The sequence below is a fragment of the Rhizobium sp. P43 genome (assembly GCF_056730705.1).
In genome coordinates this window covers 4,124,920-4,148,825 of the sequence record NZ_CM161539.1, presented here as the reverse complement: position 1 = coordinate 4,148,825, position 23,906 = coordinate 4,124,920, and the positions used below count along the sequence as shown (strand labels likewise).

Sequence of the window (23,906 nt, the reverse complement as noted above, 5' to 3'; positions counted from 1 at the left end):
CTCGCCAAAATCAGTCGTCAAAGTCAGACGGGGATATTGTGCTCTTCCGCATGGCGGATGAGCAGGTCGCGCACTGACACGCCGGGGGTGTCGTCGTCAAGCGCGGCCGTGAGAACCTCGGACAGTCGACCGATATCGAGCCCGAGCAGCATCGCCTTCACCGGACCGATAGAGGTCGGCGACATCGAGATCGAACGGAAGCCGATCCCGAGCAGTGCCATGGCCGAAAGCGGCTTCGAAGCCATCTCTCCACACAGCGTCACGGGCGTCTTGTTGCGCTCCGAAGCCCTGACGATATCCCTGAGGATACGGAGGAACGGCCGCCCTAGCACGTCGAAACGATCCGAGACCCGGGCATTGCCGCGATCCACCGCCATGGCAAACTGGAACAGGTCGTTCGAGCCGACGGAGACGAAATCCACCTCGTCCATCAGCTCGTCGAGCTGCCACAGCAGGGCCGGCACTTCCAGCATCGCCCCGAACTGCAGCTTCTTCGGCAGTTGATGACCGAACTTGGAGATATGCTGGATCTCCTTCTGCATCAGCTCGCGCACCTGACGGATCTCCGAAACTTCGGTCACCATCGGCAGCATCATCTTGAGCTCTGCGCCGGAAGCGGCCTTCAGCAGCGCACGCAGCTGGGTGCGCAAAAGCCCTGGTCGATCAAGCGACAGGCGGATCGCCCGCCAGCCAAGCGCGGGGTTTTCCTCTTCCTGGCTCCGGAAATAAGGAACGACCTTGTCACCGCCGATATCAAGCGTGCGGAAAGTCACCGGACGACCGGCCGCCTGCTTCAGCACATTGCGATAGAAGCTCTCCTGTTCCTCGCCCTTCGGCATGGTCGAGGAGATCATGAACTGCAATTCAGTGCGGAACAGTCCGATGCCATCGGCACCGGAATCGGCAAGTTGCGGCAGGTCGACCAACAGGCCGGCATTCATCTGCAGCTTGATGCGGTGTCCGTCCTTGGTGACCGGCTCGACATCGCGCAGCGCCCGGAACTGTTCCTGCCGCTTGGCCCGCAGCTTGACCTTTTCTTCATAGGCCCGCTGCAGATCGGCAACCGGGCGCACATGCACCTTGCCGTCGTCACCGTCGATGATCACGGGATCGCCGTTTTCCGCCAGCGCCACCGCACCCGCCGCCTGACCGACGACGGCTATGCCCATGGCGCGCGCGACGATCACCACGTGGCTGGTGACGGCGCCTTCTTCGAGCACGAGGCCGCGCAGGTTGGCACGGGGATAATCGAGCAGCTCGGCCGCCCCCATGGCACGGGCGAAAACGATCGCGTCGTTCGGGAAACCTTCGGCCGCACTGTGCGGCGAAAAGCCGGTCAGCTGGCGCAGCAAGCGGTTCGCCAGATCGTCGAAGTCGTGCATCCGCTCGCGCAGATAGGGGTCCGTCAGGCGCATCATGCGCGCCTTGGTGTCACTCTGCACCTTCTCGACGGCCGCTTCCGCGGTGAGGCCGTTGTGGATCGCCTCTTCCATGCGCCGCACCCAGCCCTGGTCATGGGCAAACATGCGGTAGGTTTCGAGCACGTCGCGGTGCTCGCCTTCCATCGAGACTTCACGCCGAGACAGCATGTCGTCGATCGATATGCGCAGCGAACCCAGCGCATCGGCGAGACGGCGGATTTCCGTCTCGCTGTCTTCGTTGAGCAAATTGGTAACGACGATGCGCGGCTCGTGCAGCACGACATAGCCGAGGCCGATGCCCTCGGAATAGCTGTCGCCCTCGATCGAGACGGGGCGTGTCAGGTCGAGTTCGAGACCCGGCCGGGTGATCTTCTTGAGCTCGCCGGTGGCGATCATCTCTGCAAGCACCATCGCGGTCGTCTCGAGCGCTTCGAGCTCGTCCTCGCGATAGTTGCGCTGCGCCTTGTTCTGCACGACGAGAACGCCGAGGCTTCGCCCGGCACGCAGGATCGGCACGCCAAGGAAGGAGTGGTAGATCTCTTCGCCGGTTTCCGGCAGGTAGCGGAAGGCCGGATGCGCCTGGGCATCCGAGAGATTGAGCGACTGGGCAGAGGCGGCGATCGTACCGACGAGACCCTGGCCCATCTTCAGCTGGGCGAGGTGGACCGCGTCCTTGTTCAGACCTTCGGTCGCGTAAAGCTCGAGAACGCCGTCTGAGCGCAACACATAGACGGAGCACACCTCTGCGACCATGTTGTTCGCAATCTGGCGAACGATCCGATCAAGTCGCTCCTGCGGCTCAAGCGGCTCCGCCATCAGTTCGCGCAGCCGCTTGAGGAGGACGCGGGGACCCGCAGAAAGGTCTCTCATCCCGATTTTGCTCCACTTCCCATTGGTCAGCGGATTGTTACCCTTACCTTTTCAGGGGTCGGGTCACGTGGGTCCGCTCTCAGGAATCAATTCTTATCCAGACCGTAGCAGGAATGCAAAGTCCGAACCGCGAGCTCTGCATACGGACCGTCGATCAGGATCGAGATCTTGATCTCGGAGGTCGTGATTGCCTTGATGTTGATGCCCTTCTCGGCCAGCGCCTTGAAGGCGGTCGCGGCAACGCCGGCATGGCTGCGCATGCCGATACCGATCACGGAAACCTTGACCAGGCCCTTTTCGCTCTGCACTACGTCGAAACCGATCTTGTCCTTGTTGTCGCCAAGAACAGCCAGCGCCTTGTCCACATCGCCCGAAGGGACCGTGAAGGTCATGTCGGTCTTCGAACCATCTTCGGAGATGTTCTGGACGATCATGTCGACATTGATGTGCGACTCGGCCAGCGGCCCGAAGATCGCAGCAGACACGCCCGGCCGGTCGGCCAGACGGCGCAGCGAAATCTGGGCTTCATCCTTGGCATAGGCAATACCGGTGACGACTTCCTGTTCCACGATCTCTTCCTCGTCGCAAATCAATGTACCGGGCGGGTTCATCAGATCACCCATGCCCGGCGCATCGGGATCTTCAAAGCTGGAGCGCACGAAGGTGCGGACCTTGTGCACCATGGCGAGTTCGACTGAGCGAACCTGCAGCACCTTGGCGCCGAGCGAGGCCATTTCAAGCATTTCCTCGAAAGCGATCTTCTTCAGGCGGCGTGCCTTCGGCTCGATGCGCGGGTCGGTCGTATAGACGCCATCGACGTCGGTATAGATGTCGCAACGGTCGGCCTTGACGCCAGCGGCAATCGCCACGGCAGACGTATCCGAGCCACCACGTCCGAGCGTCGCGATGCGGTTGTCCGGACCGATGCCCTGGAAGCCGGCGACGACGGCGACCTGGCCCTCGCCCATACGGCGGATGATCTCGGTGCCGTCGATCTCCTGGATGCGGGCAGCGCCATGCGCGTTGTCGGTCTTGATCGGGATCTGCCAGCCCTGCCAGGAGCGGGCATTGATGCCCATCGACTGCAGCGCAATGGCCAGCAGGCCGGATGTCACCTGTTCGCCGGAAGCCACGACGGCATCGTATTCACGCGCATCGTAAAACGGCGAAGCGGCACCGGCGACCTTGGGCATGTTCTGCACCCAGTCGACCAGCTCGTTCGTCTTGCCGGACATGGCCGACACGACGACGGCCACTTCGTGACCCGCATCGACTTCGCGTTTCACATGGCGCGCGACGTTATAGATGCGTTCCAGATTGGCGACGGATGTACCGCCGAACTTCATGACGATGCGAGCCATAGACTTAAACCGTATGCCCTTGAAAGACGCCGAGACCCCGGCACAGAAACACCGGCCTGGGCGGAAAGCCTCAGGTTGCGGGGGCTTTTAGTCTATCTGGGCAAGGGGCGCAACGGTCACTTGGGCCCCAAACGGTACTGTGGCCGGAGCATTTTTACCGCTGTTTTGCCCGGCCCAAGGCCTGATCCCCAGCCAGAGCCGGCGTTGCCTCTCTAGCTCGGGCCATGGGACATGCCCGATCCATCGCGAAACGATGGCTTTCGAGGGGCTTGGGCTGGCGGACGTTACGGAACGGGGTTTGTTGCGATTGGCACAAACCCAACCCTGCCTGAGCCATTTCCACTCCAGCAACAGATGAAGTCGCCCTCCCGAGTGGACTGAGACGGCCGCCCTTTCAGATAGACGGGAGCGACAACCGATAAACTCCATACAGATTGGCAGCCTTTGGGCAAACCAGTGGACAAAGGGCATCGGCAAAGCAGGCCCTGCGGCGTCGTCCACACTTGACTTTGGCGCCCATCGGAACGACTTCATGGCCAAGCGCCGCAGGAGGTTCCGTCATGAGTGCAGAGGCACGCACCACCATCGATCAGTCTGAAGTCGACCGCTTTTCCGCGATGGCGGCGGAGTGGTGGGACCCGACGGGCAAGTTCAAGCCGCTGCACAAGATCAATCCGGTGCGCCTGGCCTATATCCGCGAGAAGGTGATCGAGCACTACGGTCGCGACGCAAAGAGCGCCCGCCCGCTGGAAGGCCTGCGGGTCCTCGACATCGGCTGCGGCGGTGGCCTTCTGTCGGAGCCCGTTGCCCGCATGGGCGCAAACGTTTTGGGCGCAGACGCATCCGAAAAGAACATCAAGATTGCCATGACCCATTCCGCCCAGAGCGGCGTGGACGTCGATTACCGTGCTGTGACCGCTGAAGCGCTTGCCGCTCAAGGCGAAACCTTCGATATCGTGCTCAACATGGAAGTGGTCGAACACGTCGCCGATGTCGATTATTTCCTCTCCACCTGCGCCTCCATGGTCCGTCCGGGCGGCCTGATGCTGGTCTCCACCATCAACCGCACCCTGAAGGCGGCGGCACTTGCCATCGTCGGCGCCGAATATGTCTTGCGCTGGCTGCCGCGCGGCACCCATCAATATGAAAAGCTCGTGCGCCCGGAAGAAATCGAGCGTCCGCTGGCTGCCAACGGAATGCAGATCCTGGAGACAAAGGGCGTCTTCTTCAATCCGCTGCAGAACCAGTGGAATCTGTCCGCCGATATCGACGTGAACTACATGATGCTGGCAAGCCGTCCGGGCCAGACAGCATGAGTTCCCCCGAGGCCGTCATCGAGTGCTGGCTGCGCCACGGGCCGGGCTCCTGGTTCTCGCGCAACGAAGCCCTCGATGCCGAGATCGAGGCCGACTATGCCGACCTGCATTTCAAGGCCTCGTGTTGCGCACTCTCGGACTGGGAACAGACGCCGGAGGGCACGCTCGCTTTGCTTCTCCTGCTCGACCAGTTCCCACGCAATCTCTTCCGCGGCAGCGGCCATTCCTACGCCACCGACCCGCTCGCTCGCGCCACGGCCCGACGGGCGCTCGCCAAAGGCTTCGACAAAGAGGTCGAGCCTATCCTGCGCCCCTTCTTCTACCTGCCCTTCGAGCATTCGGAGGATATTGGGGACCAGCGCTACAGCGTTTCACTGTTCGAAAAGCACCGGGACGAAACCGGCGACCCCGAGCCCCTGAAATGGGCGATCCTGCATCTTGAGCTGATCGAGCGCTTCGGCCGCTTCCCCCATCGCAACGCAGCCCTAGGGCGCGAAACGACGGCGGAAGAACAGGCCTATCTCGACGCCGACGGCTTCAAGGGTTGACGGTCAAGACGGGCCACCGCCCGTCAATTCACATCATCCGGCAGCACCGGCAGCGGCGCGATCTCGATGCCCTCTTCGATCAGCGATTTTACTTCGACGGGTGAAGCCTGGCCGATGATCCCGCGGGCTTCCGCCTCGCCGTAATGGATCTTGCGGGCTTCCTCGGGAAACTTCTCGCCGACATCCTCGCTGCTCGCGCGGATCTCGCGGATTGCTTCCTTGAGTTTCACAAAGGCCTGTTTCTGCGCGTCCGAAACGGCGAGCGCCTGAGTTTCCTCCTTCTGGCGCGCCGTCGAAACGGCCGGCGCCATCAGCACCTTGGAAATCTCGGGTGATCCGCAAACCGGGCAAGTCAGGAAACCTGACGCTTTCTGCCAATCGAAATCGGCGCTTTCCGAGAACCAGCCCTCGAATTCATGGGCCTTGTCGCAACTGAGGGAGTAGCGGATCAAACCGTGACGCCTCCCTTGGCGAGCACGGGCGCAATGTCGAGAGCAAAGTCGCGCCCGTTCTTGAGGTTCGGGATCTTCGCCCGGCAGGCCTTCACCGCCTCGAGGTCGATCTCGGCCACGACCACGTCCTCGCCCGTCCCACCGGCAGAGGCCAGCACCTTGCCCCAGGGGCCAATGATCATCGAATGACCAAAGGTCTCGCGGCCGTCCTCATGCACGCCCGCCTGCGCGGCAGAAATGACATAGGCCCCGTTCTCGATCGCACGCGCCCGCAGCAGGATTTCCCAATGCGCCTCGCCGGTCTGTTTGGTGAACGCCGCCGGCGTCGTCAGGATCTCCGCACCCGCCATGGCTTCCGCTCGGAATAGATGCGGGAAGCGCACGTCGTAGCACACGCCGAAGCCGAGCTTTCCGAAGGGCAGATCCGCGACCACGGCACGCTCACCGGGGCGATAAACCGCGCTCTCGCGCCAGCTCTCGCCATTGTCGAGATCGACATCGAACATATGGATCTTGTCGTAGGAGGTGATTTTGTGGCCATCGGGTCCGAACAGGAAGGCGCGGTTGGCGATCTTGCCATCGGCCAGCTTGATAGCCGTCGAGCCGACATGCAGATGAATGCCAAGCTCCTTGGCGAGCTCGGACGCCTTTTTGACTATCAGATCCGTCTCCTCGTCGCGCAGCACGGCCGCAAGGCCGGCGCGGTCCTTCTGCACGGCCCCGGTCATCTCCGGCGTCTGCACGTAGATCGCGCCACGCCGGGCAGCCTCGCGCACCAGCCGCGCCATCGCCTCGGCATTCTTCTCCGGATCGACCCCGGAGCACATCTGGACGGCAGCAGCCTTGAACACCATGACCAGTCTTTCCTTAACGTGCGAGAAGCGGATCGAGCTTGCCGGCCCGGTCAAGCGCATGCAGATCGTCACATCCACCGACATGCTGGCTGCCGATGAATATCTGCGGGAAGGTGTTGCGGCCTGACTTGGCCATCATTTCCTCACGCAAATCCGGCTTGCCTGTCGCATCGTGCTCGACATAGGTCACACCCTTCTTGTCGAGCAGCGCTTTTGCGCTCGCGCAATAGCCGCAGAATTGCCGTGTATAGATCGTGACTTCAGCCATGAGGGTCTCCACCGGAAAGCGTCGGGAGGACAAGGGATTGGACCTCTCATATAGGCCCGGCGAGAGCCCTTGCAAAGGTCAAAACAGTGACATCCGCTGCCCCTGCTTTTTTGAGGGCAGTCGTCGCTGCACTGACCGTTGCTCCCGTAGTGTAGACGTCATCGACCAGCACGAGCCGTTTGCCGAAGACGAGGGGCTCCGCCCCCTCCAGCACCTGGAAGGCGCCGCGCACATTCAGTGACCGCTGGTTTGCCGTGAGGCCGACCTGCTGCTGTGTGCGCTTACGCCGGACAAGGGCATGGGCCAGGAACGGTTTGCCCGACTGATGCGCCACATGCCGCGCCAGCTCTGCCGATTGGTTGAACATGCGCCGAAACATCCGCATCCGGTGCAGCGGCACGCAGACGATGGCATCGCAGTCGGCAATTTCCGTAAAGGCAGCACGCAGCATCCAGCCTGCCATCATCGGCGCCAGATCCACACGGTCGCGATACTTGAGGTCATGCACCAGATGCCGGGCCACGCCTTCATGCAGCGCAACGGAACGCAGACGATCGAAGACCGGCGGATGGGCGATCGCCTGTGGCGAGAGCATGCCCTCACCGGGATCATGCGCAAAGGGCAGTCCGAGAACCGGGCAATAGGGCTTCTCGATGAACCTCAGCTCGCCCCAGCACCGTGCGCACAGCGCCTGATGGGCGGCAACCCGCTGATGACAATGGGCGCAGGCGGGCGGATAGACGAGATGAAAGAGCCCACGCAGCACCGATCCGGCGTGATGCCGGCTGACGGATACGCTTTTCTGCACTACATGAGCCCACATGCATCGACTTTACGCCGCAAGCGGCGTTCGGCCAATGCCGCAAACAAGGCCGGAACCCAGGAAATCCGCATGAACGAGCTTTTCGACGAAGCCCTGATCGCCCGCAATCGCGCCCGCGCCCTTGCCCGCAACGCCCCCGGATCCGATTTCCTACTGGAACTGACCGCCCGAGAGCTGGCAGACAGGCTCGCCATCGTTCAGCGCCACTTCGATTACGCAGCCGAACTCTTCGGCGGGCCAGGGCTGGTAGCGCGCGCCGCCATGGCAACCGGCAAGATCGAGCGCCTGACAAGGATCGAAACCGACGCTGGCTTCGGCGAGGACGGCGAGCCGGTCATCACCTCGAATTACGAAAGTGTGCCGCTTGCGCCGCAATCGGTGAACCTGATCCTTTCGCCGCTGTCGCTGCATCTGACCAACGACACGCCGGGCATGCTGATCCAGATGCGCCGCGCCCTGAAACCTGACGGGCTTCTCCTCGCCGCCATCCCAGGCGCCGGCACGCTGGCCGAATTGCGTGAGGTGCTGCTCGCGGCAGAGACGGAGATTTATGGCGGCGCAAGCCCGCGCGTCGTGCCCTTCGCCGACATCCGCGATGTCGGGTCGCTCCTTCAGCGCGCAGGCTTCGCGCTCCCCGTCATCGACGAGGAGAGCTTCACGGTCCGCTACGATCACATCTTGGCGCTGATGCGAGACCTGAAGTCCATGGGCATGGCAAATCCGCTTCTGGGACGCAGCCGCCGCCCGGTCTCCCGGCGCTTCTTCCTCAGGGCAGCCGAACTTTATGCCGAACGCTTCTCGGATCCCGATGGCCGGATACGCGCTACCTTTTCGATCATCTTCCTATCGGGATGGGCACCTCATGAGAGCCAGCAGAAACCCCTCAAGCCGGGTTCTGCGAAGATGCGCCTAGCCGACGCACTCGATCCAACAAAATCAGCTCCATCCCAAACGTAGGGACGCCGTTAGCTCCAGGCGTCTGTAATGGTAGTAGACACGGTATCGAACACATTTTGAATCGATCCGCTCAAGGCCCCAAACCCGCTGATCAGTGCGACACTCAGGATGGCGGCAATGAGACCATACTCTATGGCGGTAGCGCCGGTGCGGTCGGACATCAGCTTACAAAAAAGACGCATTCTCGCTCCTGAGAGTATGGATCCGAGATGGTTGCCCCCGCCCCGGCTGATTAAATGTTAGCAAGCCTGGCCGGAACCGTAGCCATCGATGATGCAGACGGATCCCGGCGTTTCCTGAAGAACGCTGCGGCGGATGGTATACCGCTTGCCGCTATCGTCTTTCGGGATTGAACCGGTGGTGATCATGTCGAATTCGTCTGGCTGAAAGGCCAGCGTCTTCCGGTCGGCTTTGGAGGCGAGCATAGGGGTGAGTACGAGCGAAAGCGCGATCGCAGCTGTGCCAAACAGCAATGCGATATTCAGAACCCCGGTCCTGCCTGTCTTGATCGACGACCGCTCTCTGGACCGCGCGGCTTTCCAGAAATCCTCGTTTACCATGTTACGCTCCACACACGTATCCGACGCATGAACAGAGCGTATATTGCTGTCAGGGGTATAAACTTTTGATTAACGACGCCAAGACAATTGGCGGCCCGTCACAGAAGATCCTGAAGAATGGGAATGAGAGGTTCATCGGCCGGCGGCATCGGATAGTCACGCAACGCCTTGGCCTTCACCCACTTGATCGCCTGCCCTTCCCGACCTTGCGGAATGCCCTCGTAACGACGGCAAACATAAAGCGGCATCAGCAGATGGAATGTCTCATAGGTATGGCTGGCAAAGGTCAGCGGCGCGAGGCAGGCGACCTTGGTTTGGATGCCCAGCTCTTCCTCAAGCTCGCGCACCAACGTCTCCTCAGGCGTTTCCCCGACCTCAACCTTGCCGCCGGGGAACTCCCAAAGCCCCGCAAGCGACTTTCCCTCGGGACGTTGTGCCAGAAGGATTCGATTATCCGCATCCACCAGCGCACAGGCTGCAACCAACAGGATCGGCTTCTTCACGTCGCTCATCAGGCCGCCTTTCGCCAATAGGCATAACGATAGGCCTCTTCAAAACCCATCTTGCTGTAGAGCGCCATCGCTTCTCTGTTGTCGGCAACCACCTGCAGCCATGCAGTTCGGGCGCCGCGCACACGCGCCCAGCGCAGGGCAGAGCTCAGGATCTCTATGCCCAGCCCTTGACGACGGTGATCGGGTCGCACGGCCAGCGACATGATGCCGGCAAGATCGTTGTCTTGGACGCAAAGCGCGGTTGCAAGCGGTCCCTTAACCGCATCCTCAATGACAAAAAGGCCCGAAGGCGGCTTGATGTTGTTCACGATCTCGGACAGCCCGGTTTTCAAACCCGGGTCGCTGCCATGCACGACCAGATCCGCGTCGACATAGCGGCCGATATCCTGGGTCGGAAGATGATCGAGCGTATCGGGGAAGCTCATTCGCTGGAGATCGGCGGTCATCGTCACGACCTCGTCGAAACGCTCCCAACCGTCAGCATCCAGAAACTCGACCAGAGGCCGCGGAGAAAGCGGCGTCTGACGAACCAGAAGGGGCCTGCCTTGTGCCTCGAAACGTTTGTTGGCCTTGTCCAGCCGCCCCGCAATATCACGGCTATCGGACGGATCGAGCGGAACCACACAGTTGAGCCGTTTTCCGGGATGTCCAGGGGTCAGACGAACCTGCCAGCTGCCGTCATAGACGACATTACTCGCCGGCCAGGCCCGAAAACCGACCGCTTCGAGACGCCGAACGAGCGGCAGGTTGGGATCACTTACCATGGCATGCATTCGGGCATCAGCTCCGATAGTCGCCATTGATGGCGACATATTCCTTCGTCAGATCGCAGGTCCACACCGTCGCGGTGCCGGAGCCGAGACCGATATCAACGGTCACCGGAATATCCTCCCGCTCCATCACGGCCGTCGTCGCCGCCTCGGAATAATCCGGGTCGCGCTCGCCATTCACAGCTACGCGCACATCGCCGAACCAGATTGCCAGCCGGTCGCGATCGGCCATTTCGCCGGACTTGCCAACCGCCATGACGATGCGGCCCCAATTGGCGTCCTCGCCGGCAACAGCGGTCTTCACCAGCGGCGAATTCGCGATCGACATCGCAATCTTCTTCGCCGCGAGATCGTTCTCGGCACCCTTGACGGTGATCTCCACTATCTTGCGCGCACCTTCCCCGTCGCGAACCACCTGCAGCGCCAGATCCTTGAGCAGGTCGTTGAGCGCCAGCCGGAAATCGCCGAGGCGCGCATCGTCCGCCCGCTCGACCTTTGCCTGACCATCGGCAGAAGCAGCACCGGTCGCAAACAGCATCAGCGTATCGGAGGTCGACGTGTCGCTATCAACAGTGATCGCATTGAAGCTCGGCTCAACACCCGCCGACAGGAGGCCCTGAAGCGCCGCTGGCGCGATATCCGCATCCGTCACCACGAAGGAGAGCATCGTCGCCATATCAGGCGCGATCATGCCGGCACCCTTGGCGATCCCGTTGATCGTGACAGTCACGCCATCGATCTTTGCGCTACGGGTCGCGACCTTCGGATAGGTATCCGTGGTCATGATCGCCTTGGCGGCCTCGAACCAGAAATCACCGGTCGCGTCCTTCGCCATCTGATCCAGCACGCCGGAAAACTTGGTCGCATCCAACGGCTCACCGATGACACCGGTGGACGCCAGATAGATCTCGTTTTCACCGCAGCACAGAGCGGCGGCCGCCGACTTCGCGGTCAAAGCGGTCGCGGCCTTGCCCTTGACGCCGGTAAAGGCATTGGCATTGCCGGAATTCACCACCACGCCGCGCGCCACGCCATGCGAAAGATTCTGCCTGCAAAAATCAACCGGAGCCGACGGGCACTTCGACTTGGTGAAGACACCTGCGACCGCAGCCGGCTTGTCGAAAGCCATCAGCAACACGTCGGTGCGGTTCTTGTACTTGATGCCCGCAGCGGCAGTCGCCATGCGCACGCCGCGAATGGCAGGCATCTCGGCATAGGTTTTCGGAGCGAGGGGAGAAATGCTGGAAGACATGGCAAGGCCCGTAATGGAAGGCCCGCAAACTGCGGGCCTTGGATAAAACAACGATTTCTAACAGCTTACTGCTGCTCTGGCTTGTTGGCTTCTTCGTAGCCCTTGCGCAGAGCTTCGTCGACGATCTCGATCTTCTGTTCGGTCTTCGCCTTTTCAATCAGCGCGAGATACTTGTCGCGCATGACGAGCTGGCGCACCTGCTGCTCGACGGCTTCGAAAGCCGGCGGAGGCGCATCGCGCTTGTCTTCCAGACGGATGACGTGGAAGCCGAACTGCGTCTGCACCGGGATCTTGGTATAGGCTCCCTTCTCGAGGGCAAAAGCGGCTTCTTCGAATTCCGGAACCATCCGGCCCTTGGTGAAATAGCCGAGGTCGCCACCTTCCGTCTTGTTCGGATCGGTCGACTTTTCCTTGGCGATTTCGATGAAGTCCTTGCCGGCATCGAGATCGGCGATGATCTGCTTGGCCTCTTCCTCGGTCTTCACCAGAATGTGGCGGGCACGCACTTCTTCCTGCTTCGGAAGCGCTGCAACCTCCTGGTCATAGCGGGCCTTGACCTCTTCCGGGGTCACGGCATCGACGACATTCTTCTTGAAGAAGGCATTGTGCAGCTCGCGCTCGGCGATGAAGGCCATGCGGCGCTTGTATTCCGGATCGTCCTGCAGGCCGGCAGCCGTTGCATTGGCGGCCAGCAGCTTCACGTCAATCGCACCGGAAAGTGCAGCAACCTTCTTCTGTTCTTCCGGAAGCTGGGCCAGCTGCGGATCGAGGTTTGCGATCGCGAGATCGAGTTCGGACTGGGTGATTTCGAGATCACCGACCTTGGCGACCACGGTTGCGTCCTGGGCGAAGGCCGCACCGGTCAGAGCCGAGAGGGAAACGCAGGCGGCAAGCACGAGTTTGTTAAGGCGAAGCATGAAAGACCTTTCGGATGGTGAACCGTTTGAAGACCGTTCGAATCGGGCAAAAGATTGTCAGATGCCCAGCGACCGAGGGGATTTGGCACCAGCCTGCGCCGTTGACATCATTCGACCCCCCTCTTATCTGTCACGCAACCTCGCGTCCAGAGTAGTTTCAGGACGCATTGTGCCTATTCGGCCGCGCTAATAGTGGTTCGAGCGGTACGTAAACGATATGACGAAGGTCAGAAAGGACCATCGATATGGTCAGTCTTGGTGGACTTGCGCGCAAAATCTTTGGCTCGTCGAACGACCGTCGCGTCAAATCCTATAACCCGCGCGTGGCTCAGATCGGCGCCCTTGAAGAAAAAGTGAAGGCGCTGACCGACGAACAGCTCGCCGCCAAGACGGCCGAGTTCCGGGCAGAACTGGCAGCCGGCAAGACCCTCGATGACATTCTGGTTCCCGCCTTCGCTGTCGCCCGCGAAGGCGCGCGCCGCGCGCTCGGCATGCGTCCTTTTGACGTACAGTTGATCGGCGGCATGATCCTCAACGACAATGCTATCGCCGAAATGAAGACCGGCGAAGGCAAGACGCTGGTGGCCACGCTCGCCGTCTATCTGAACGCGCTGGCCGGCAAAGGTGTGCACGTCGTCACCGTCAACGACTACCTCGCCCGCCGCGACGCTGCCACGATGTCCAAGATGTACGGCTTCCTCGGCCTCACCACGGGCGTCATCGTGCACGGCCTGTCGGACGACGAGCGTCGCGCAGCCTATGCCTGCGACATCACCTATGCGACCAACAACGAACTCGGCTTCGACTATCTGCGCGACAACATGAAATACGAGCGCGCACAGATGGTCCAGCGCGGTCACAACTTCGCGATCGTCGACGAAGTGGACTCGATCCTGGTCGACGAAGCCCGCACGCCGCTGATCATCTCCGGCCCGCTCGACGACCGCTCCGACCTCTACAACACGATCGACGCCTTCATCCCGCTCCTGTCGGAAGAAGACTACGAGATCGACGAAAAGCAGCGCTCGGCCAACTTCTCCGAAGTCGGCACCGAGAAGCTGGAAAACCTGCTGCGCGAGGCCGGCCTCCTCAAGGGCGAGAGCCTCTACGACGTCGAGAACGTCGCGATCGTGCACCACATCAACAACGCGCTGAAGGCCCACAAGCTCTTCCAGCGCGACAAGGACTACATCGTCCGCAACGGCGAGATCGTCATCATCGACGAATTCACCGGCCGCATGATGCCGGGCCGTCGTTACTCGGAAGGCCAGCACCAGGCACTCGAAGCCAAGGAAAAGGTGCAGATCCAGCCCGAGAACCAGACGCTGGCCTCGATCACCTTCCAGAACTACTTCCGCATGTACAAGAAGCTCGCCGGCATGACCGGTACGGCTGCAACCGAAGCGGAAGAATTCTCCAACATCTACGGCCTCGACGTGCTCGAAGTCCCGACCAACCTGCCGATCAAGCGTATCGACGAGGACGACGAGGTCTACCGGACCGTCGAGGAAAAGTTCAAGGCGATCATTGAAGAGATCAAGGCCGCCAACGAGCGCAACCAGCCGGTTCTCGTCGGCACCACCTCGATCGAAAAGTCCGAACTGCTCGCCAACATGCTGAGCCAGTCCGGCTTCAAGGACTTCAAGGTTCTGAACGCCCGCTATCACGAGCAGGAAGCCTATATCGTCTCCCAGGCCGGTGTTCCCGGTGCAGTCACGATCGCCACCAACATGGCAGGCCGCGGTACCGACATCCAGCTCGGCGGTAACCTCGAAATGCGCCTCGACCACGAACTGGCCGAGATGGAGCCGGGTCCGGAACGCGATGCCAGGGCCGAAGCCATCAAGGCGGAAATCGCCGCCCTCAAGCAGAAGGCGTTGGAAGCCGGTGGCCTCTATGTCATCGCCACCGAGCGCCATGAGAGCCGCCGCATCGACAACCAGCTGCGCGGCCGTTCCGGCCGTCAGGGCGACCCTGGCCGCTCGAAATTCTACCTCTCGCTCCAGGACGACCTGATGCGCATCTTCGGCTCCGACCGCATGGACGGAATGCTGCAGAAGCTGGGTCTCAAGGAAGGCGAGGCTATCGTCCATCCATGGATCAACAAGGCTCTGGAGCGTGCCCAGAAGAAGGTCGAAGCCCGCAACTTCGATATCCGCAAGAACCTTTTGAAGTACGACGATGTCATCAACGACCAGCGCAAGGTGATCTTCGAACAGCGCATCGAGCTGATGGATGCAAAGGACGTGTCGTCGACAGTCACCGATATGCGTCACGAAGTCATCGAGACCATGGTCGGCATCCATATCCCGGAAACGGCTTACGTCGAGCAATGGGATGTCGCAGGTCTGAAGCAGAAGGTCGCAACGACCCTCAACCTCGATCTACCGGTCGATGCATGGGCGGCCGAAGAAGGCATTGCCGAGGACGACATCTATAACCGCATTATGGAAGCCGCCGACAAGGCCTATGCCGACAAGGCCGAGCGCTTCGGCCCCGAGCTGATGGCCTATGTCGAACGCTCCGTCGTGCTGCAAACCATCGACAACCTCTGGCGCGAGCACATCGTCAACCTCGACCACCTGCGCTCGGTCGTCGGTTTCCGTGGCTATGCCCAGCGCGATCCGCTGCAGGAATACAAGGCCGAAGCCTTCGAACTCTTCCAGGCCCTGCTCGCCAACCTGCGCGATGCCGTGACCACCCAGATGTCGCGCGTCGAACTGGTCCGTGAAGCCCCACCTGCCCCGACCCCGCCCCCGATGCAGGCACGCCACATCGACGCCACCACTGGCGAGGATGATGTCGGCGAAGGCTCAGTCGTGCAGGCCAGCGAGCGCAACCCTCTGGATCCGAAGTCCTGGGGCGCAGTCGGTCGCAACGAGCCCTGCCCCTGCGGCTCCGGCAAGAAGTACAAGCACTGCCACGGCGCGCTGGAAACGTGATCGTTAGGGTTTGAAGCTTTTTCAACCTTTCTGAATTACCCTCCAAGTTATCAGGGGAACCGAGCCCACCGGCCCGGTTCCCCTTTCCTTTGGAGGACATGATGTCAGCGGGGCAGTCACGGGAACATCATTGGGATTCGCTGCGCGCCTTCCTGATGCTTCTCGGCATCCCATATCATGCCGCCATGGTCTACAACTCGAGGGTGATCTGGGATATCCAGTCGCCCGACCAGAGCGAGCTGCTGACCTTCCTGAGCGGCGTACTCGTGACATTTCGCATGCCGGCCTTCTTCATCGTCGCCGGCTACTTCGCCGCCTTGATGCTTGAGCGGCGATCACCTGGACCATGGCTCAAGGGACGTTTCACCCGTCTCGGCATCCCTTTCCTGACAGCGATCGTGCTGTTGGCCCCGATCCAGGTGGCCCTCATCGACCTCAACGCCGCAGTCGCCGGCACCATCCCGATGACAACAGCGCTGCATCAAGCGGCTGAAGATGTGATCCACCCCAGCTTCAGCTGGATCGCGCATCTCTGGTTCCTGCCAGCTCTGCTCTTCTACAGCCTCTTGCTCGTCATGCTGTTGCCCCAGGCAAGCAAAGGCCGCCTGGCATCGCCCCTCAGGCGCATCCATGCAGCCTGGATCGGGAACGCACAGCTGGCACTTGTCATCCTCATTCTTGTGATCGCGGCCTGGGAAGTCTTGGTCTATCTTTCCCACGACGGTCTGCTGAAGAGCGAGGGGGTCCTTCCATATCTCCTCGGCCATGGCGTCGATCCCTATTTGCGTTACCTGCCTTTTTTCTTCGTTGGCGTTGTCCTGAGGTCCGCCCCGGATCTCCGCAGCCTGCTTGTCTGGCAAAAGGGCTGGGCGCTGCCCGCGTCTGCTGTGACAGCTGCAGTGCTTGCCTCCCTGCTGCGCGGTCGCGACGCACAGGCTCTCGGCATCGCCTACAACGCCGTAGATGCCGCGGCGGCCCTGATGATGAGCCTTGTGGTAATCGGCATTGCCCAGCGCTTCTGGAACCGCCCGAATGCCAGCGTCGATCGTATTGTCGATGCCTCCTTCAGCATTTACCTTCTGCACCATCCCCTGGTCATTGGCCTATCGACACTGTTCTTTCTGGTGACCTGGCCCCCGGCCCTGGAGTTCCTGCTCGTCTGCCTGGCGACGGTCGTTCTGTCCTACGGCACCCACCGTCTGATCCGCCGTTCACCGCTTGCGCTTTTCCTCTTCAACGGCATTCCGATGTCGGGGAAATCCGGGAATACCAACCAGCCGCAGAGCCCGGCCACCACACTTCGTTAACCCTGATCTGTCATCACTGATAACGACATCCGACACAGCGAAAGTATTGCGTCCGTACCGATGACTGTTCTGGAAGCAGCGGAAAAATGGTTGCCCGCAGGCCCGCGCCTCGTGCGCGCGCTCCGTGCGGAAGACGACACGGCCCGCGCCCAGCGCATGGCCGCGATTGCCTTTGCCATACGCGTCGTCAGCGCCGCCATCGCCTTCGTTTCGCAGATCATTCAGGCCCGGTTGATGGGCGAGTTCGAATACGGCATCTTCGTCTTCGTCTGGGTTCTCGTCGTTCTCGCCGGCAATTTCTCCTGCCTTGGCTTTCATACCGCCGTCATCCGCTTCCTGCCGCAATACGACCTCGATAAGGCGGAAGCAGAGATCCGAGGCCTGACGTCTACCGCACGTCTCTTTGCCATGACGAGTGCCAGCATCCTCGCCCTGGTCGGCATGTCCGCCCTGCACGTGTTTGGCAACAGCATTGAGACCTATTATCTCGTGCCGCTCTTCCTCGCCGTCTTTGCCCTGCCGATGATCGCGCTGGGTGACGTGCTCGACGGAACGGCTCGCGCCAATCGCTGGGCTGTCCTGGGCCTGAGCCCGACCTACATCATCCGCCCCACGCTGATCCTGGTCTTCATGCTGATCGCTGTGAATGCGGGCGCGCCCGCCACAGCCGTCACGGCCATGAAGGCCGCGCTGGCCGCCACCTATCTCACGACACTCGGACAATTCCTCCTGGTCGATCGCCGTCTGCTGCATCGTTACGACAAAGGCGCACGGACAATAAACTTCCGTGCCTGGATCAAGGTCGCCCTGCCGATCTTCTTCATCGAAGGTTTCGGATTTCTCCTCACCAATTCGGATGTCATCGTCGTCGGCCTTTATCTGACGCCGGATCAGGTCGCCGTTTACTTCGCCGCCGCCAAGACCATGGCGCTGGTGCAGTTCGTCTTCTTCGCCGTGAAAGCGGGCGCCACGCCCCGTTTTTCAGGCCTGATGGCAGAAGGTGACCGCCACGGTCTTGCAGCCTTTGCGGGCACTGCGGCCCGATGGAGTTTCTGGCCGTCGCTGGCCGTAGGAGCTGTCGTCCTCATGCTCGGGCAATTCCTGCTCGGCCTCTTCGGCGCTGCCTTCACGGCAGGCTATATGCTGATGGTGATCCTGTTTGCCGGCAACATGGCGAAAGCCCTTGTCGGCCCCGCAGAAATGCTCCTGACGATGGCAGGTCGCCAGCAGCTCTGCGTCGCCGTCTACGCAGTCGCCCTCGGCTGCAACATCGCCCTTAATCTGACGCTCATCCCCATGTGGGGTCTCGCCGGTGCCGCCACCGCGACGGCGACCGCCATGGCCGTCGAAGCTCTACTTTTGCATATCGCGGTGCGACGCGCGCTCGGGATAGTCGTCTTTGCCTTCGCCGATCCCCATGCCCTGACGCCCCCCACGGAGGTCGTCCGCCCATGACCGACAATATCTACAACGAGAGCATGAACAGCGGCGCCAACCGGCTTGTTGGAAGTCTCGCCGGCGCTCGCACCAAACCGGTGGCGGAAACCGAAGTCACCATCGGCCGCCCGGGCCGCCGGCTGAGCATCTATCCAAGCCAGATGGGCTACGAGCTGCAGGACGAGCTCGAATATCTGACCTATCGCGTGATGGAGACCAATGTCTTCTTCGCACCGCGTTTTCTCGCACCGGCCATGCCGAGGCTGGAGGAACGCCAGGTGCGCTTCGCCGTCATCCGCGACGAGGACGAGCGGCGCTCACGCCTTCGCCTGCTGTTCCCCTTTTCGATCGAGAAGCCGGGCTTTTCCATCGGACCCTCGATTATCAGGGTCTGGGCCAATCCGTTCGGTCCACTCGGCACGCCCCTCGTGGATGCCGAAGGGGCGGCCGAAACAATCGACAATATGCTTGATGCCCTCGCTCGCCCGGAAGCACGCCTGCCAACGGTGCTTGCCATCCCGGACCTACGGCTCGAAGGCCGTTTCGCCCAGCTCGCCCGCGCTGTGGCGCTGTCCCGCGACCTGCCGCTAACAGTGACCAACGAATATGAACGGCCCATGTTGCAGAGCTATGAGGACGGCCCCTCCTATCTGCAGTCGACGCTCAGCAAGGGCCATTTGCGCGAAATGCGCCGCCAGTTCAGGCTGTTGTCGGAACAGGGATCGGTCACATACAACGTCGCGCGCCAGCCGGAAGAGATCCGGGTCAGGATGGAAGAATTCCTGGCGCTCGAAGCGAGCGGTTGGAAGGGACAAAAGCGTTCCGCCATGGTCAACGACCGCCTGCGTGCCGCCTTTGCGCGCGAAGCGATCACCAATCTCGCCGAGGCCGATGCCGTGCGTATCCACACGCTCGACCTCGATGGCCGCGCGATTGCCTCCATGGTCGTCTTCATCATGGCCGGCGAGGCCTATACCTGGAAGACGGCCTATGACGAGACCTATGCCCGCTTCTCGCCCGGCAAACTGCTGATGGCCGATCTGACCGAATGGCACCTCGACGACGCCAATATCGAGCGCACCGACAGCTGCGCCGTGCCGGATCACCCGATCATGAGCCGCTTCTGGAAGGAACGCGAGGCGATGGGCACACTTGTCGTCGGCCTCAAGCCGAATGCCGACCGCGATGTCCGTCAGGTCGGCGCGCAGCTGCACATGTATCGCAACACCCGGAACATCGCCCGCATTCTGCGCGACAAGGTCCTGAACCGCCGCTTTGGGGCCTGAGGGCGGGTCGACAGGTCGACCAGGCAGGCTCAGCTCGCCTTCGCGATTTCCTGATCCCGCAACAGCCGTCGGATGACCTTGCCGCTCGTCGTCAGCGGCAGCTCCGTGACGAATTCCACCTCGCGCGGATATTCGTGCATCGACAGGCGGTTTTTCACCCAGTCGCGGATCTCGGCCACAAGTCCGGGCTGACCGGCAAAGCCGTCCTGCAAAACGACGAAGGCCTTGACGATCTCGGTCCGAAGCGGATCCGGCTTGCCGATGACAGCCGCAAGCCGCACTGCCGGATGCCCGATCAGGCAATCCTCGATTTCCGCCGGCCCGATACGGTAGCCGGACGAGGTGATCACGTCATCGTCTCGGCCGAAGAACTGCACATAGCCCTCCGCGTCCTGGCGTCCGAGATCGCCTGTCTTCATCCAGTCGCCGACAAATTTGTCTTCAGTGGCTTTGTCATTGTTCCAGTAGCCGAGGAACATCACCGGGTCCGGCCGCCGGATTGCCACCTGCCCCGTCTCGCCGACAGGCACCTCCCGACCTTCGGCATCGATGATCGCCACCTGATGTCCCGGCACCGGCTTGCCGATGAAGCCGCCCTTGCTCACCCCGAGATGAGCCGCCGATGACAGCACGAAATTGCATTCCGTCTGGCCATAGAATTCGTTCGGCACGATGCCGAGCGCCGACTTCACCCATTCATAGGTCTCGCGCCCGAGCGATTCTCCAGCAGATCCTATGCTGCGCAGAACGAGATCATAGGTCTGTCGCGGGTTCTTGACGGCTTTCAGGAGCCTGAGCGCCGTCGGCGGGATAAAGGCATTGCGCACCTTCATCTCGGCCATGATCCGAAAGGCCATATGCGGGTCGAATTTCTGGGCCGGCGACGAGACGACCGGAACGCCCAGCATCAGCGCCGGAAGCAGCGCATTCAAGAGCCCGCCCGCCCAGGCCCAGTCGGAGGGCGTCCACACCTTGTCCTGTGGCTGCGGCAGATAGTCATGCGCCAGCTGGAAACCCGGAATATGCCCCGCAAGCACCCTGTGGCCATGCAGTGCGCCCTTCGGCGGCCCCGTCGTCCCCGACGTGTAGATCATCAGCGCCGGGGTATCCGGTCCGCTGTCAACGATGTCGAACTGGCCGGGTCTGCCGTCGATCAGGGCGCGGAAGCCGGCCACATCAGGTCCCGGGCCATCGATCGAAATCACCGCCTGAAGCGCTGGCAGACGCGCCTTAATCGCCTTCAGACGTTGCAGGCCGAAGCCGTTGGTCACCACGACCCGTGCGCCCGCATCCCGCAGCCGATACTCCAGCGCCTCTTCGCCGAAGAGCAGCGCCAGAGGCAGCGCGATCGCACCCATCTTGTAGATCGCCACATGGGCAATCACTGTTTCGAAGCATTGCGGTAGGAGCAACGCCACCCGGTCCCCCCTGACGACACCAAGATCGGTCAAGCCATGCGCCAGGGCCGAAGACTGAGCAGCAAGCTCGGCATAGGTCATCGAAAGATGGTGGCCATCCGGGGAAAAATGCTCCAGGCAGACCTGCTCTGGCGCTTTCGCTGCCCAGTCGTCAGCCACCACGCGCCCGATATTAAAATCGGTGGGAATGGCCCAACGAAAATCACGGCGAAGTGCCTCGAATGTGTCGCGCGGCTCAAGCAGCATGGCTGAGTTTCCGGATCGTCATGCTGTCTCTGCTAACATTCATCTCGCAAGCGCACAATGATCGGCTGCGATGACCGTAAACGCGCTGCAAACGGAGCACACGAGCAATGAGGCTCGGCCGGTACAGTCTGAACGATCGGTGGCCCGAAGGTATTCTCCAGGAGCGAAGCCGGAGGCACACTTTACGAAATGTCAGCGCTCCGCGCCAGAAGCCTCGGCGCGAATCACCGCGAGAAGCGCCTTGAGCTCACCGGCCCGCACCATTTGCGCCGGTGTCCGGCCACCAAAAACATCGAGTTTCTGGCTACGGTACCATTTCTCGGCCGTTTCCTTCTGACCAAGACGCTTTACGGCGAATGCAAGCACCAGGGCCTTTGCATCTGCAGCTGAAAGAGTACCGGCCTCGATTGCCGCATCGACGCGCGCCACGTGCTGCTCGACCGACTGCTGCTTCATCTTCTGCCGCATGGCCGCGACCTGTGGGGCAACCGGCGCAACGATGTTCACTTTGGTCTTGCCATCGGCGGAACTGGCGACGGCTGGCACCGCATTCTGGACCTTGCGCTTGCCCGCCGTCGGCTGTGCCACCACCTTCGGCAACAGGGCGGCATCCACGACCACCTGTTTCACGGGTTGAGCGATACGGATCCTCTTGCCGGTGGATGTCATCTGTCCTGCTCTCCGTAAACTTGACCTCGGGCACTCTCATTGCGGAGCAACCCGCATGACGGGCGCATGTTCGCCCGTCGCTCACTAGCATTCCATCAAAGCCGCTTCAACTCGCCTGGCACCGACACTCTCCCCTGCCGATCCCATGGGCGCCTCTGGACGGCGCCCTGCACAGAAACGGTGACCCGAACCTCTTGCAAGCGCAACGCAGCCCATGGTAAGCCGCGCTTGTCCAGACCGTGCCCCATTGGCGGAACTGGTAGACGCGCTCGACTCAAAATCGAGTTCCGAAAGGAGTGCTGGTTCGATTCCGGCATGGGGCACCACTGACCTCCTGGAAGAAATATGGGCCTAAAGCTAACTGGCACACACGGTTCCAAGTTGGTCGAACCTATGCCTAGAGATCGTGTGGAAGCATCGAAAGATCACTTTCGACTTTGAAGCGTCGCTGCATGCAAATCATCTCGAAGATCCGGCACGTCTCAATCAAGACAGCCAGAGACAGCATGCATGATCGACAGTTACAGCAACTGTAAGTAAGCGGAATCATGGTGGCGTTGCACCGTTTGTTTGACGACGGCGTCTAATAGATGTAGAAAAACTCTACAATTTCCAATCGTGGGTATGACCGGAGATCGAGGTGTCGCGGATTGATTCACTCGTGCTGAGCACCGTGAACGCACCGTACAGCAATAAGCTGGACGCCATGACGCTTGTGCAGATGATCCTTGAACCGTCGCAGAGCAAGACAGCAGCAGGTCCTATGTCGTCGTTTTTCTACGACGTATCACCAAAGCTGCAACTCGAATTTGCAAAGGCCCACGGCATATCCGTAGCGACGTTGAAAACGGCCACTCAATTCTTCGACGCATGGTCGGGAATGAAGAGCAAACTGACTGCATGATTCCCCCTTGGGAAACTCTACTAGGCATTGCTCGCAATCTGATCGACCAATCTACAATTGGCGATGACTGGACCTTTGGCGGCGGCACGGCCATGATGCTACAGATCGATCATCGTCACAGCAATGACATCGACCTTTTTGTCGATGATCCGCAATATCTGGGATATCTAGACCCAGCAAAACAGAACTTCGCCTTTGACATCATGCCTTCAGGTTACGAGGGTGATGGCACTCGATTTTTGAAAATTTCTTTCGATGCACTGGGCGAGATCGATTTCATTGCATGCGCGCCCTTGACCGAGCGTCCCACACAGACCCTTGAGATCCACGGTCGCCCGATAAAGCTGGAAACCGTCGCGGAGATTGTCGCAAAGAAGGTGTATCATCGGGGCGACAGCATTGCCGCTCGCGATGTCTTCGACATTGCGGCAGCCGGCTGCACGACACACCGGGAAGACATAATCAAAGCACTTTCAAAACACCCGAAGAAGACCAGCATAGCTGCCGATACACTCAGCAATGCCAATCCTGAATTTGTCTTGAGCGTGATCGCGGACCTTCAGATCAAGCCGAAATTCGAGCCCCTCAAAGAAACTGCGATCGGAGAGTGCCAGGCGATATTAGCGGCCGCGCTGGCTGCGCATGGGGAATAACATTTAAAGCCAATAATTTACCTCCAAAACACGTTCCCAATTGGCGCGCCGAGAGAGCGGGAGCAACCCCGCTCAAGACGCTGGCACGAGGCTAGAGCTTAAGAGCAAACGACAATTCAATAAGATCCGTGACGCGAGCAATATTGGCATGGGGCACCACTCA

At 60.9% G+C, this 23,906-nt stretch carries 23 protein-coding genes and 1 tRNA gene; 10 read left to right on the top strand and 14 right to left on the bottom strand.

All coding sequences use genetic code 11. The features are described from left to right. Nucleotides 1-23: 23 nt before the first annotated feature. Entirely contained in the window at nucleotides 24-2,291 is a 2,268-nt protein-coding gene (gene ptsP / locus AC1PUL_RS20570; RefSeq protein WP_480465850.1) for a phosphoenolpyruvate--protein phosphotransferase, read from the bottom strand. Between the two features lie 86 nt (nucleotides 2,292-2,377). After that, nucleotides 2,378-3,652, bottom strand: coding sequence for an aspartate kinase (locus AC1PUL_RS20565; protein ID WP_298460541.1), 1,275 nt, complete (start codon nucleotides 3,650-3,652; stop codon nucleotides 2,378-2,380). Between the two features lie 560 nt (nucleotides 3,653-4,212). Here AC1PUL_RS20565 and ubiG point away from each other — a divergent pair. Both ubiG and AC1PUL_RS20555 read left to right on the top strand, forming a co-directional pair. Next, entirely contained in the window at nucleotides 4,213-4,968 is a 756-nt protein-coding gene (gene ubiG, locus AC1PUL_RS20560; protein WP_480465849.1) for a bifunctional 2-polyprenyl-6-hydroxyphenol methylase/3-demethylubiquinol 3-O-methyltransferase UbiG, read from the top strand. Then, nucleotides 4,965-5,516 (top strand): DUF924 family protein, encoded by a 552-nt coding sequence (locus tag AC1PUL_RS20555; RefSeq protein ID WP_480465848.1) that lies wholly within the window; start codon nucleotides 4,965-4,967, stop codon nucleotides 5,514-5,516. The genes ubiG and AC1PUL_RS20555 overlap by 4 nt, the downstream gene beginning before the upstream one ends. A 23-nt stretch (nucleotides 5,517-5,539) precedes the next feature. Here the strand turns inward: AC1PUL_RS20555 and AC1PUL_RS20550 are convergent, their stop codons facing one another. The 4 genes from AC1PUL_RS20550 to AC1PUL_RS20535 are packed head-to-tail and all read right to left on the bottom strand — an operon-like array spanning nucleotide 5,540 to nucleotide 7,913. Beyond that, nucleotides 5,540-5,968: a DUF1178 family protein gene (locus AC1PUL_RS20550; RefSeq protein WP_480465847.1), complete on the bottom strand. Its 429-nt coding sequence runs from the start codon at nucleotides 5,966-5,968 to the stop codon at nucleotides 5,540-5,542. Further along, nucleotides 5,965-6,822, bottom strand: coding sequence for a carbon-nitrogen hydrolase family protein (locus AC1PUL_RS20545; RefSeq protein WP_480465846.1), 858 nt, complete (start codon nucleotides 6,820-6,822; stop codon nucleotides 5,965-5,967). Before AC1PUL_RS20545 ends, AC1PUL_RS20550 begins: the two co-directional genes overlap by 4 nt. 13 nt (nucleotides 6,823-6,835) lie before the next feature. Continuing rightward, nucleotides 6,836-7,090, bottom strand: coding sequence for a glutaredoxin 3 (gene grxC / locus AC1PUL_RS20540; RefSeq protein ID WP_480465845.1), 255 nt, complete (start codon nucleotides 7,088-7,090; stop codon nucleotides 6,836-6,838). Between the two features lie 46 nt (nucleotides 7,091-7,136). Then, complete coding sequence (locus AC1PUL_RS20535; protein ID WP_480465844.1) at nucleotides 7,137-7,913, bottom strand: ComF family protein; 777 nt, start codon at nucleotides 7,911-7,913, stop codon at nucleotides 7,137-7,139. A 69-nt stretch (nucleotides 7,914-7,982) separates the two neighbouring features. Here AC1PUL_RS20535 and AC1PUL_RS20530 point away from each other — a divergent pair, with 69 nt between their 5' ends. Continuing rightward, nucleotides 7,983-8,870 carry a methyltransferase domain-containing protein gene (locus AC1PUL_RS20530; protein ID WP_480465843.1) on the top strand — a complete coding sequence of 296 codons (888 nt, stop codon included), beginning with the start codon at nucleotides 7,983-7,985 and terminating at the stop codon, nucleotides 8,868-8,870. Nucleotides 8,871-8,878: 8 nt separating this feature from the next. On the opposite strand, the gene AC1PUL_RS20525 is transcribed toward AC1PUL_RS20530, so the two are convergent. The 6 genes from AC1PUL_RS20525 to AC1PUL_RS20500 form a co-directional block, all read right to left on the bottom strand. Then, nucleotides 8,879-9,052, bottom strand: a complete 174-nt coding sequence (locus AC1PUL_RS20525; RefSeq protein WP_480465842.1) for a Flp family type IVb pilin — start codon at nucleotides 9,050-9,052, stop codon at nucleotides 8,879-8,881. A 57-nt stretch (nucleotides 9,053-9,109) separates the two neighbouring features. Beyond that, on the bottom strand, nucleotides 9,110-9,430 hold the full coding sequence (locus AC1PUL_RS20520) for a hypothetical protein (protein ID WP_480465841.1): 321 nt from the start codon (nucleotides 9,428-9,430) through the stop codon (nucleotides 9,110-9,112). A gap of 98 nt (nucleotides 9,431-9,528) precedes the next feature. Then, entirely contained in the window at nucleotides 9,529-9,942 is a 414-nt protein-coding gene (gene mutT, locus AC1PUL_RS20515) for an 8-oxo-dGTP diphosphatase MutT (RefSeq protein ID WP_480465840.1), read from the bottom strand. Continuing rightward, entirely contained in the window at nucleotides 9,942-10,742 is an 801-nt protein-coding gene (locus AC1PUL_RS20510) for a GNAT family N-acetyltransferase (RefSeq protein WP_480465839.1), read from the bottom strand. Before AC1PUL_RS20510 ends, mutT begins: the two co-directional genes overlap by 1 nt. Beyond that, nucleotides 10,723-11,964 (bottom strand): bifunctional glutamate N-acetyltransferase/amino-acid acetyltransferase ArgJ, encoded by a 1,242-nt coding sequence (argJ, locus tag AC1PUL_RS20505; protein ID WP_480465838.1) that lies wholly within the window; start codon nucleotides 11,962-11,964, stop codon nucleotides 10,723-10,725. The genes AC1PUL_RS20510 and argJ overlap by 20 nt, the downstream gene beginning before the upstream one ends. 65 nt (nucleotides 11,965-12,029) lie before the next feature. Beyond that, the gene (locus AC1PUL_RS20500) at nucleotides 12,030-12,881 is read right to left on the bottom strand and encodes a peptidylprolyl isomerase (RefSeq protein ID WP_480465837.1); all 852 of its coding nucleotides are present in this window, start codon (nucleotides 12,879-12,881) and stop codon (nucleotides 12,030-12,032) included. Between the two features lie 245 nt (nucleotides 12,882-13,126). Between AC1PUL_RS20500 and secA the strand changes: the two genes are divergently transcribed. The 4 genes from secA to AC1PUL_RS20480 all read left to right on the top strand — a co-directional run bounded on the left by secA (nucleotide 13,127) and on the right by AC1PUL_RS20480 (nucleotide 19,853). Further along, on the top strand, nucleotides 13,127-15,823 hold the full coding sequence (gene secA / locus AC1PUL_RS20495) for a preprotein translocase subunit SecA (RefSeq protein WP_480465836.1): 2,697 nt from the start codon (nucleotides 13,127-13,129) through the stop codon (nucleotides 15,821-15,823). Nucleotides 15,824-15,924: 101 nt separating this feature from the next. Beyond that, nucleotides 15,925-17,130, top strand: a complete 1,206-nt coding sequence (locus tag AC1PUL_RS20490; protein WP_480465835.1) for an acyltransferase family protein — start codon at nucleotides 15,925-15,927, stop codon at nucleotides 17,128-17,130. 60 nt (nucleotides 17,131-17,190) lie between these two features. Continuing rightward, a complete protein-coding gene (locus AC1PUL_RS20485) occupies nucleotides 17,191-18,585 on the top strand; it encodes an oligosaccharide flippase family protein (RefSeq protein WP_480465834.1) in 1,395 nt (464 codons plus the stop codon). After that, nucleotides 18,582-19,853 carry a GNAT family N-acetyltransferase gene (locus AC1PUL_RS20480; RefSeq protein ID WP_480465833.1) on the top strand — a complete coding sequence of 424 codons (1,272 nt, stop codon included), beginning with the start codon at nucleotides 18,582-18,584 and terminating at the stop codon, nucleotides 19,851-19,853. Before AC1PUL_RS20485 ends, AC1PUL_RS20480 begins: the two co-directional genes overlap by 4 nt. Nucleotides 19,854-19,882: 29 nt before the next feature. Here the strand turns inward: AC1PUL_RS20480 and AC1PUL_RS20475 are convergent, their stop codons facing one another. Continuing rightward, nucleotides 19,883-21,517 (bottom strand): AMP-binding protein, encoded by a 1,635-nt coding sequence (locus AC1PUL_RS20475; RefSeq protein WP_480465832.1) that lies wholly within the window; start codon nucleotides 21,515-21,517, stop codon nucleotides 19,883-19,885. Nucleotides 21,518-21,709: 192 nt separating this feature from the next. Continuing rightward, nucleotides 21,710-22,186, bottom strand: a complete 477-nt coding sequence (locus AC1PUL_RS20470) for a hypothetical protein (RefSeq protein ID WP_480465831.1) — start codon at nucleotides 22,184-22,186, stop codon at nucleotides 21,710-21,712. A gap of 241 nt (nucleotides 22,187-22,427) precedes the next feature. Between AC1PUL_RS20470 and AC1PUL_RS20465 the strand changes: the two genes are divergently transcribed. The 3 genes from AC1PUL_RS20465 to AC1PUL_RS20455 all read left to right on the top strand — a co-directional run bounded on the left by AC1PUL_RS20465 (nucleotide 22,428) and on the right by AC1PUL_RS20455 (nucleotide 23,743). After that, nucleotides 22,428-22,512 (top strand) — tRNA-Leu (locus AC1PUL_RS20465). A 314-nt stretch (nucleotides 22,513-22,826) separates the two neighbouring features. Further along, nucleotides 22,827-23,090: a hypothetical protein gene (locus tag AC1PUL_RS20460; RefSeq protein ID WP_480465830.1), complete on the top strand. Its 264-nt coding sequence runs from the start codon at nucleotides 22,827-22,829 to the stop codon at nucleotides 23,088-23,090. Further along, the gene (locus AC1PUL_RS20455; RefSeq protein WP_480465829.1) at nucleotides 23,087-23,743 is read left to right on the top strand and encodes a nucleotidyl transferase AbiEii/AbiGii toxin family protein; all 657 of its coding nucleotides are present in this window, start codon (nucleotides 23,087-23,089) and stop codon (nucleotides 23,741-23,743) included. Before AC1PUL_RS20460 ends, AC1PUL_RS20455 begins: the two co-directional genes overlap by 4 nt. Nucleotides 23,744-23,906: the final 163 nt, after the last annotated feature.

Excerpts from the sequence above, each read along its gene's own strand:
- AC1PUL_RS20535 (WP_480465844.1), bottom strand. The coding sequence starts at position 7,913 with ATGTGGGCTCATGTAGTGCAGAAAAGCGTATCCGTCAGCCGGCATCAC.
- secA (WP_480465836.1), top strand. The coding sequence starts at position 13,127 with ATGGTCAGTCTTGGTGGACTTGCGCGCAAAATCTTTGGCTCGTCGAAC.
- ubiG (WP_480465849.1), top strand. The coding sequence starts at position 4,213 with ATGAGTGCAGAGGCACGCACCACCATCGATCAGTCTGAAGTCGACCGC.
- AC1PUL_RS20565 (WP_298460541.1), bottom strand. The coding sequence starts at position 3,652 with ATGGCTCGCATCGTCATGAAGTTCGGCGGTACATCCGTCGCCAATCTG.
- grxC (WP_480465845.1), bottom strand. The coding sequence starts at position 7,090 with ATGGCTGAAGTCACGATCTATACACGGCAATTCTGCGGCTATTGCGCG.
- AC1PUL_RS20530 (WP_480465843.1), top strand. The coding sequence starts at position 7,983 with ATGAACGAGCTTTTCGACGAAGCCCTGATCGCCCGCAATCGCGCCCGC.
- AC1PUL_RS20520 (WP_480465841.1), bottom strand. The coding sequence starts at position 9,430 with ATGGTAAACGAGGATTTCTGGAAAGCCGCGCGGTCCAGAGAGCGGTCG.
- AC1PUL_RS20525 (WP_480465842.1), bottom strand. The coding sequence starts at position 9,052 with ATGCGTCTTTTTTGTAAGCTGATGTCCGACCGCACCGGCGCTACCGCC.
- AC1PUL_RS20555 (WP_480465848.1), top strand. The coding sequence starts at position 4,965 with ATGAGTTCCCCCGAGGCCGTCATCGAGTGCTGGCTGCGCCACGGGCCG.
- AC1PUL_RS20500 (WP_480465837.1), bottom strand. The coding sequence starts at position 12,881 with ATGCTTCGCCTTAACAAACTCGTGCTTGCCGCCTGCGTTTCCCTCTCG.
- argJ (WP_480465838.1), bottom strand. The coding sequence starts at position 11,964 with ATGTCTTCCAGCATTTCTCCCCTCGCTCCGAAAACCTATGCCGAGATG.
- mutT (WP_480465840.1), bottom strand. The coding sequence starts at position 9,942 with ATGAGCGACGTGAAGAAGCCGATCCTGTTGGTTGCAGCCTGTGCGCTG.
- AC1PUL_RS20470 (WP_480465831.1), bottom strand. The coding sequence starts at position 22,186 with ATGACATCCACCGGCAAGAGGATCCGTATCGCTCAACCCGTGAAACAG.
- AC1PUL_RS20545 (WP_480465846.1), bottom strand. The coding sequence starts at position 6,822 with ATGGTGTTCAAGGCTGCTGCCGTCCAGATGTGCTCCGGGGTCGATCCG.
- AC1PUL_RS20455 (WP_480465829.1), top strand. The coding sequence starts at position 23,087 with ATGATTCCCCCTTGGGAAACTCTACTAGGCATTGCTCGCAATCTGATC.
- ptsP (WP_480465850.1), bottom strand. The coding sequence starts at position 2,291 with ATGAGAGACCTTTCTGCGGGTCCCCGCGTCCTCCTCAAGCGGCTGCGC.
- AC1PUL_RS20480 (WP_480465833.1), top strand. The coding sequence starts at position 18,582 with ATGACCGACAATATCTACAACGAGAGCATGAACAGCGGCGCCAACCGG.
- AC1PUL_RS20475 (WP_480465832.1), bottom strand. The coding sequence starts at position 21,517 with ATGCTGCTTGAGCCGCGCGACACATTCGAGGCACTTCGCCGTGATTTT.
- AC1PUL_RS20490 (WP_480465835.1), top strand. The coding sequence starts at position 15,925 with ATGTCAGCGGGGCAGTCACGGGAACATCATTGGGATTCGCTGCGCGCC.
- AC1PUL_RS20485 (WP_480465834.1), top strand. The coding sequence starts at position 17,191 with ATGACTGTTCTGGAAGCAGCGGAAAAATGGTTGCCCGCAGGCCCGCGC.
- AC1PUL_RS20510 (WP_480465839.1), bottom strand. The coding sequence starts at position 10,742 with ATGGCGACTATCGGAGCTGATGCCCGAATGCATGCCATGGTAAGTGAT.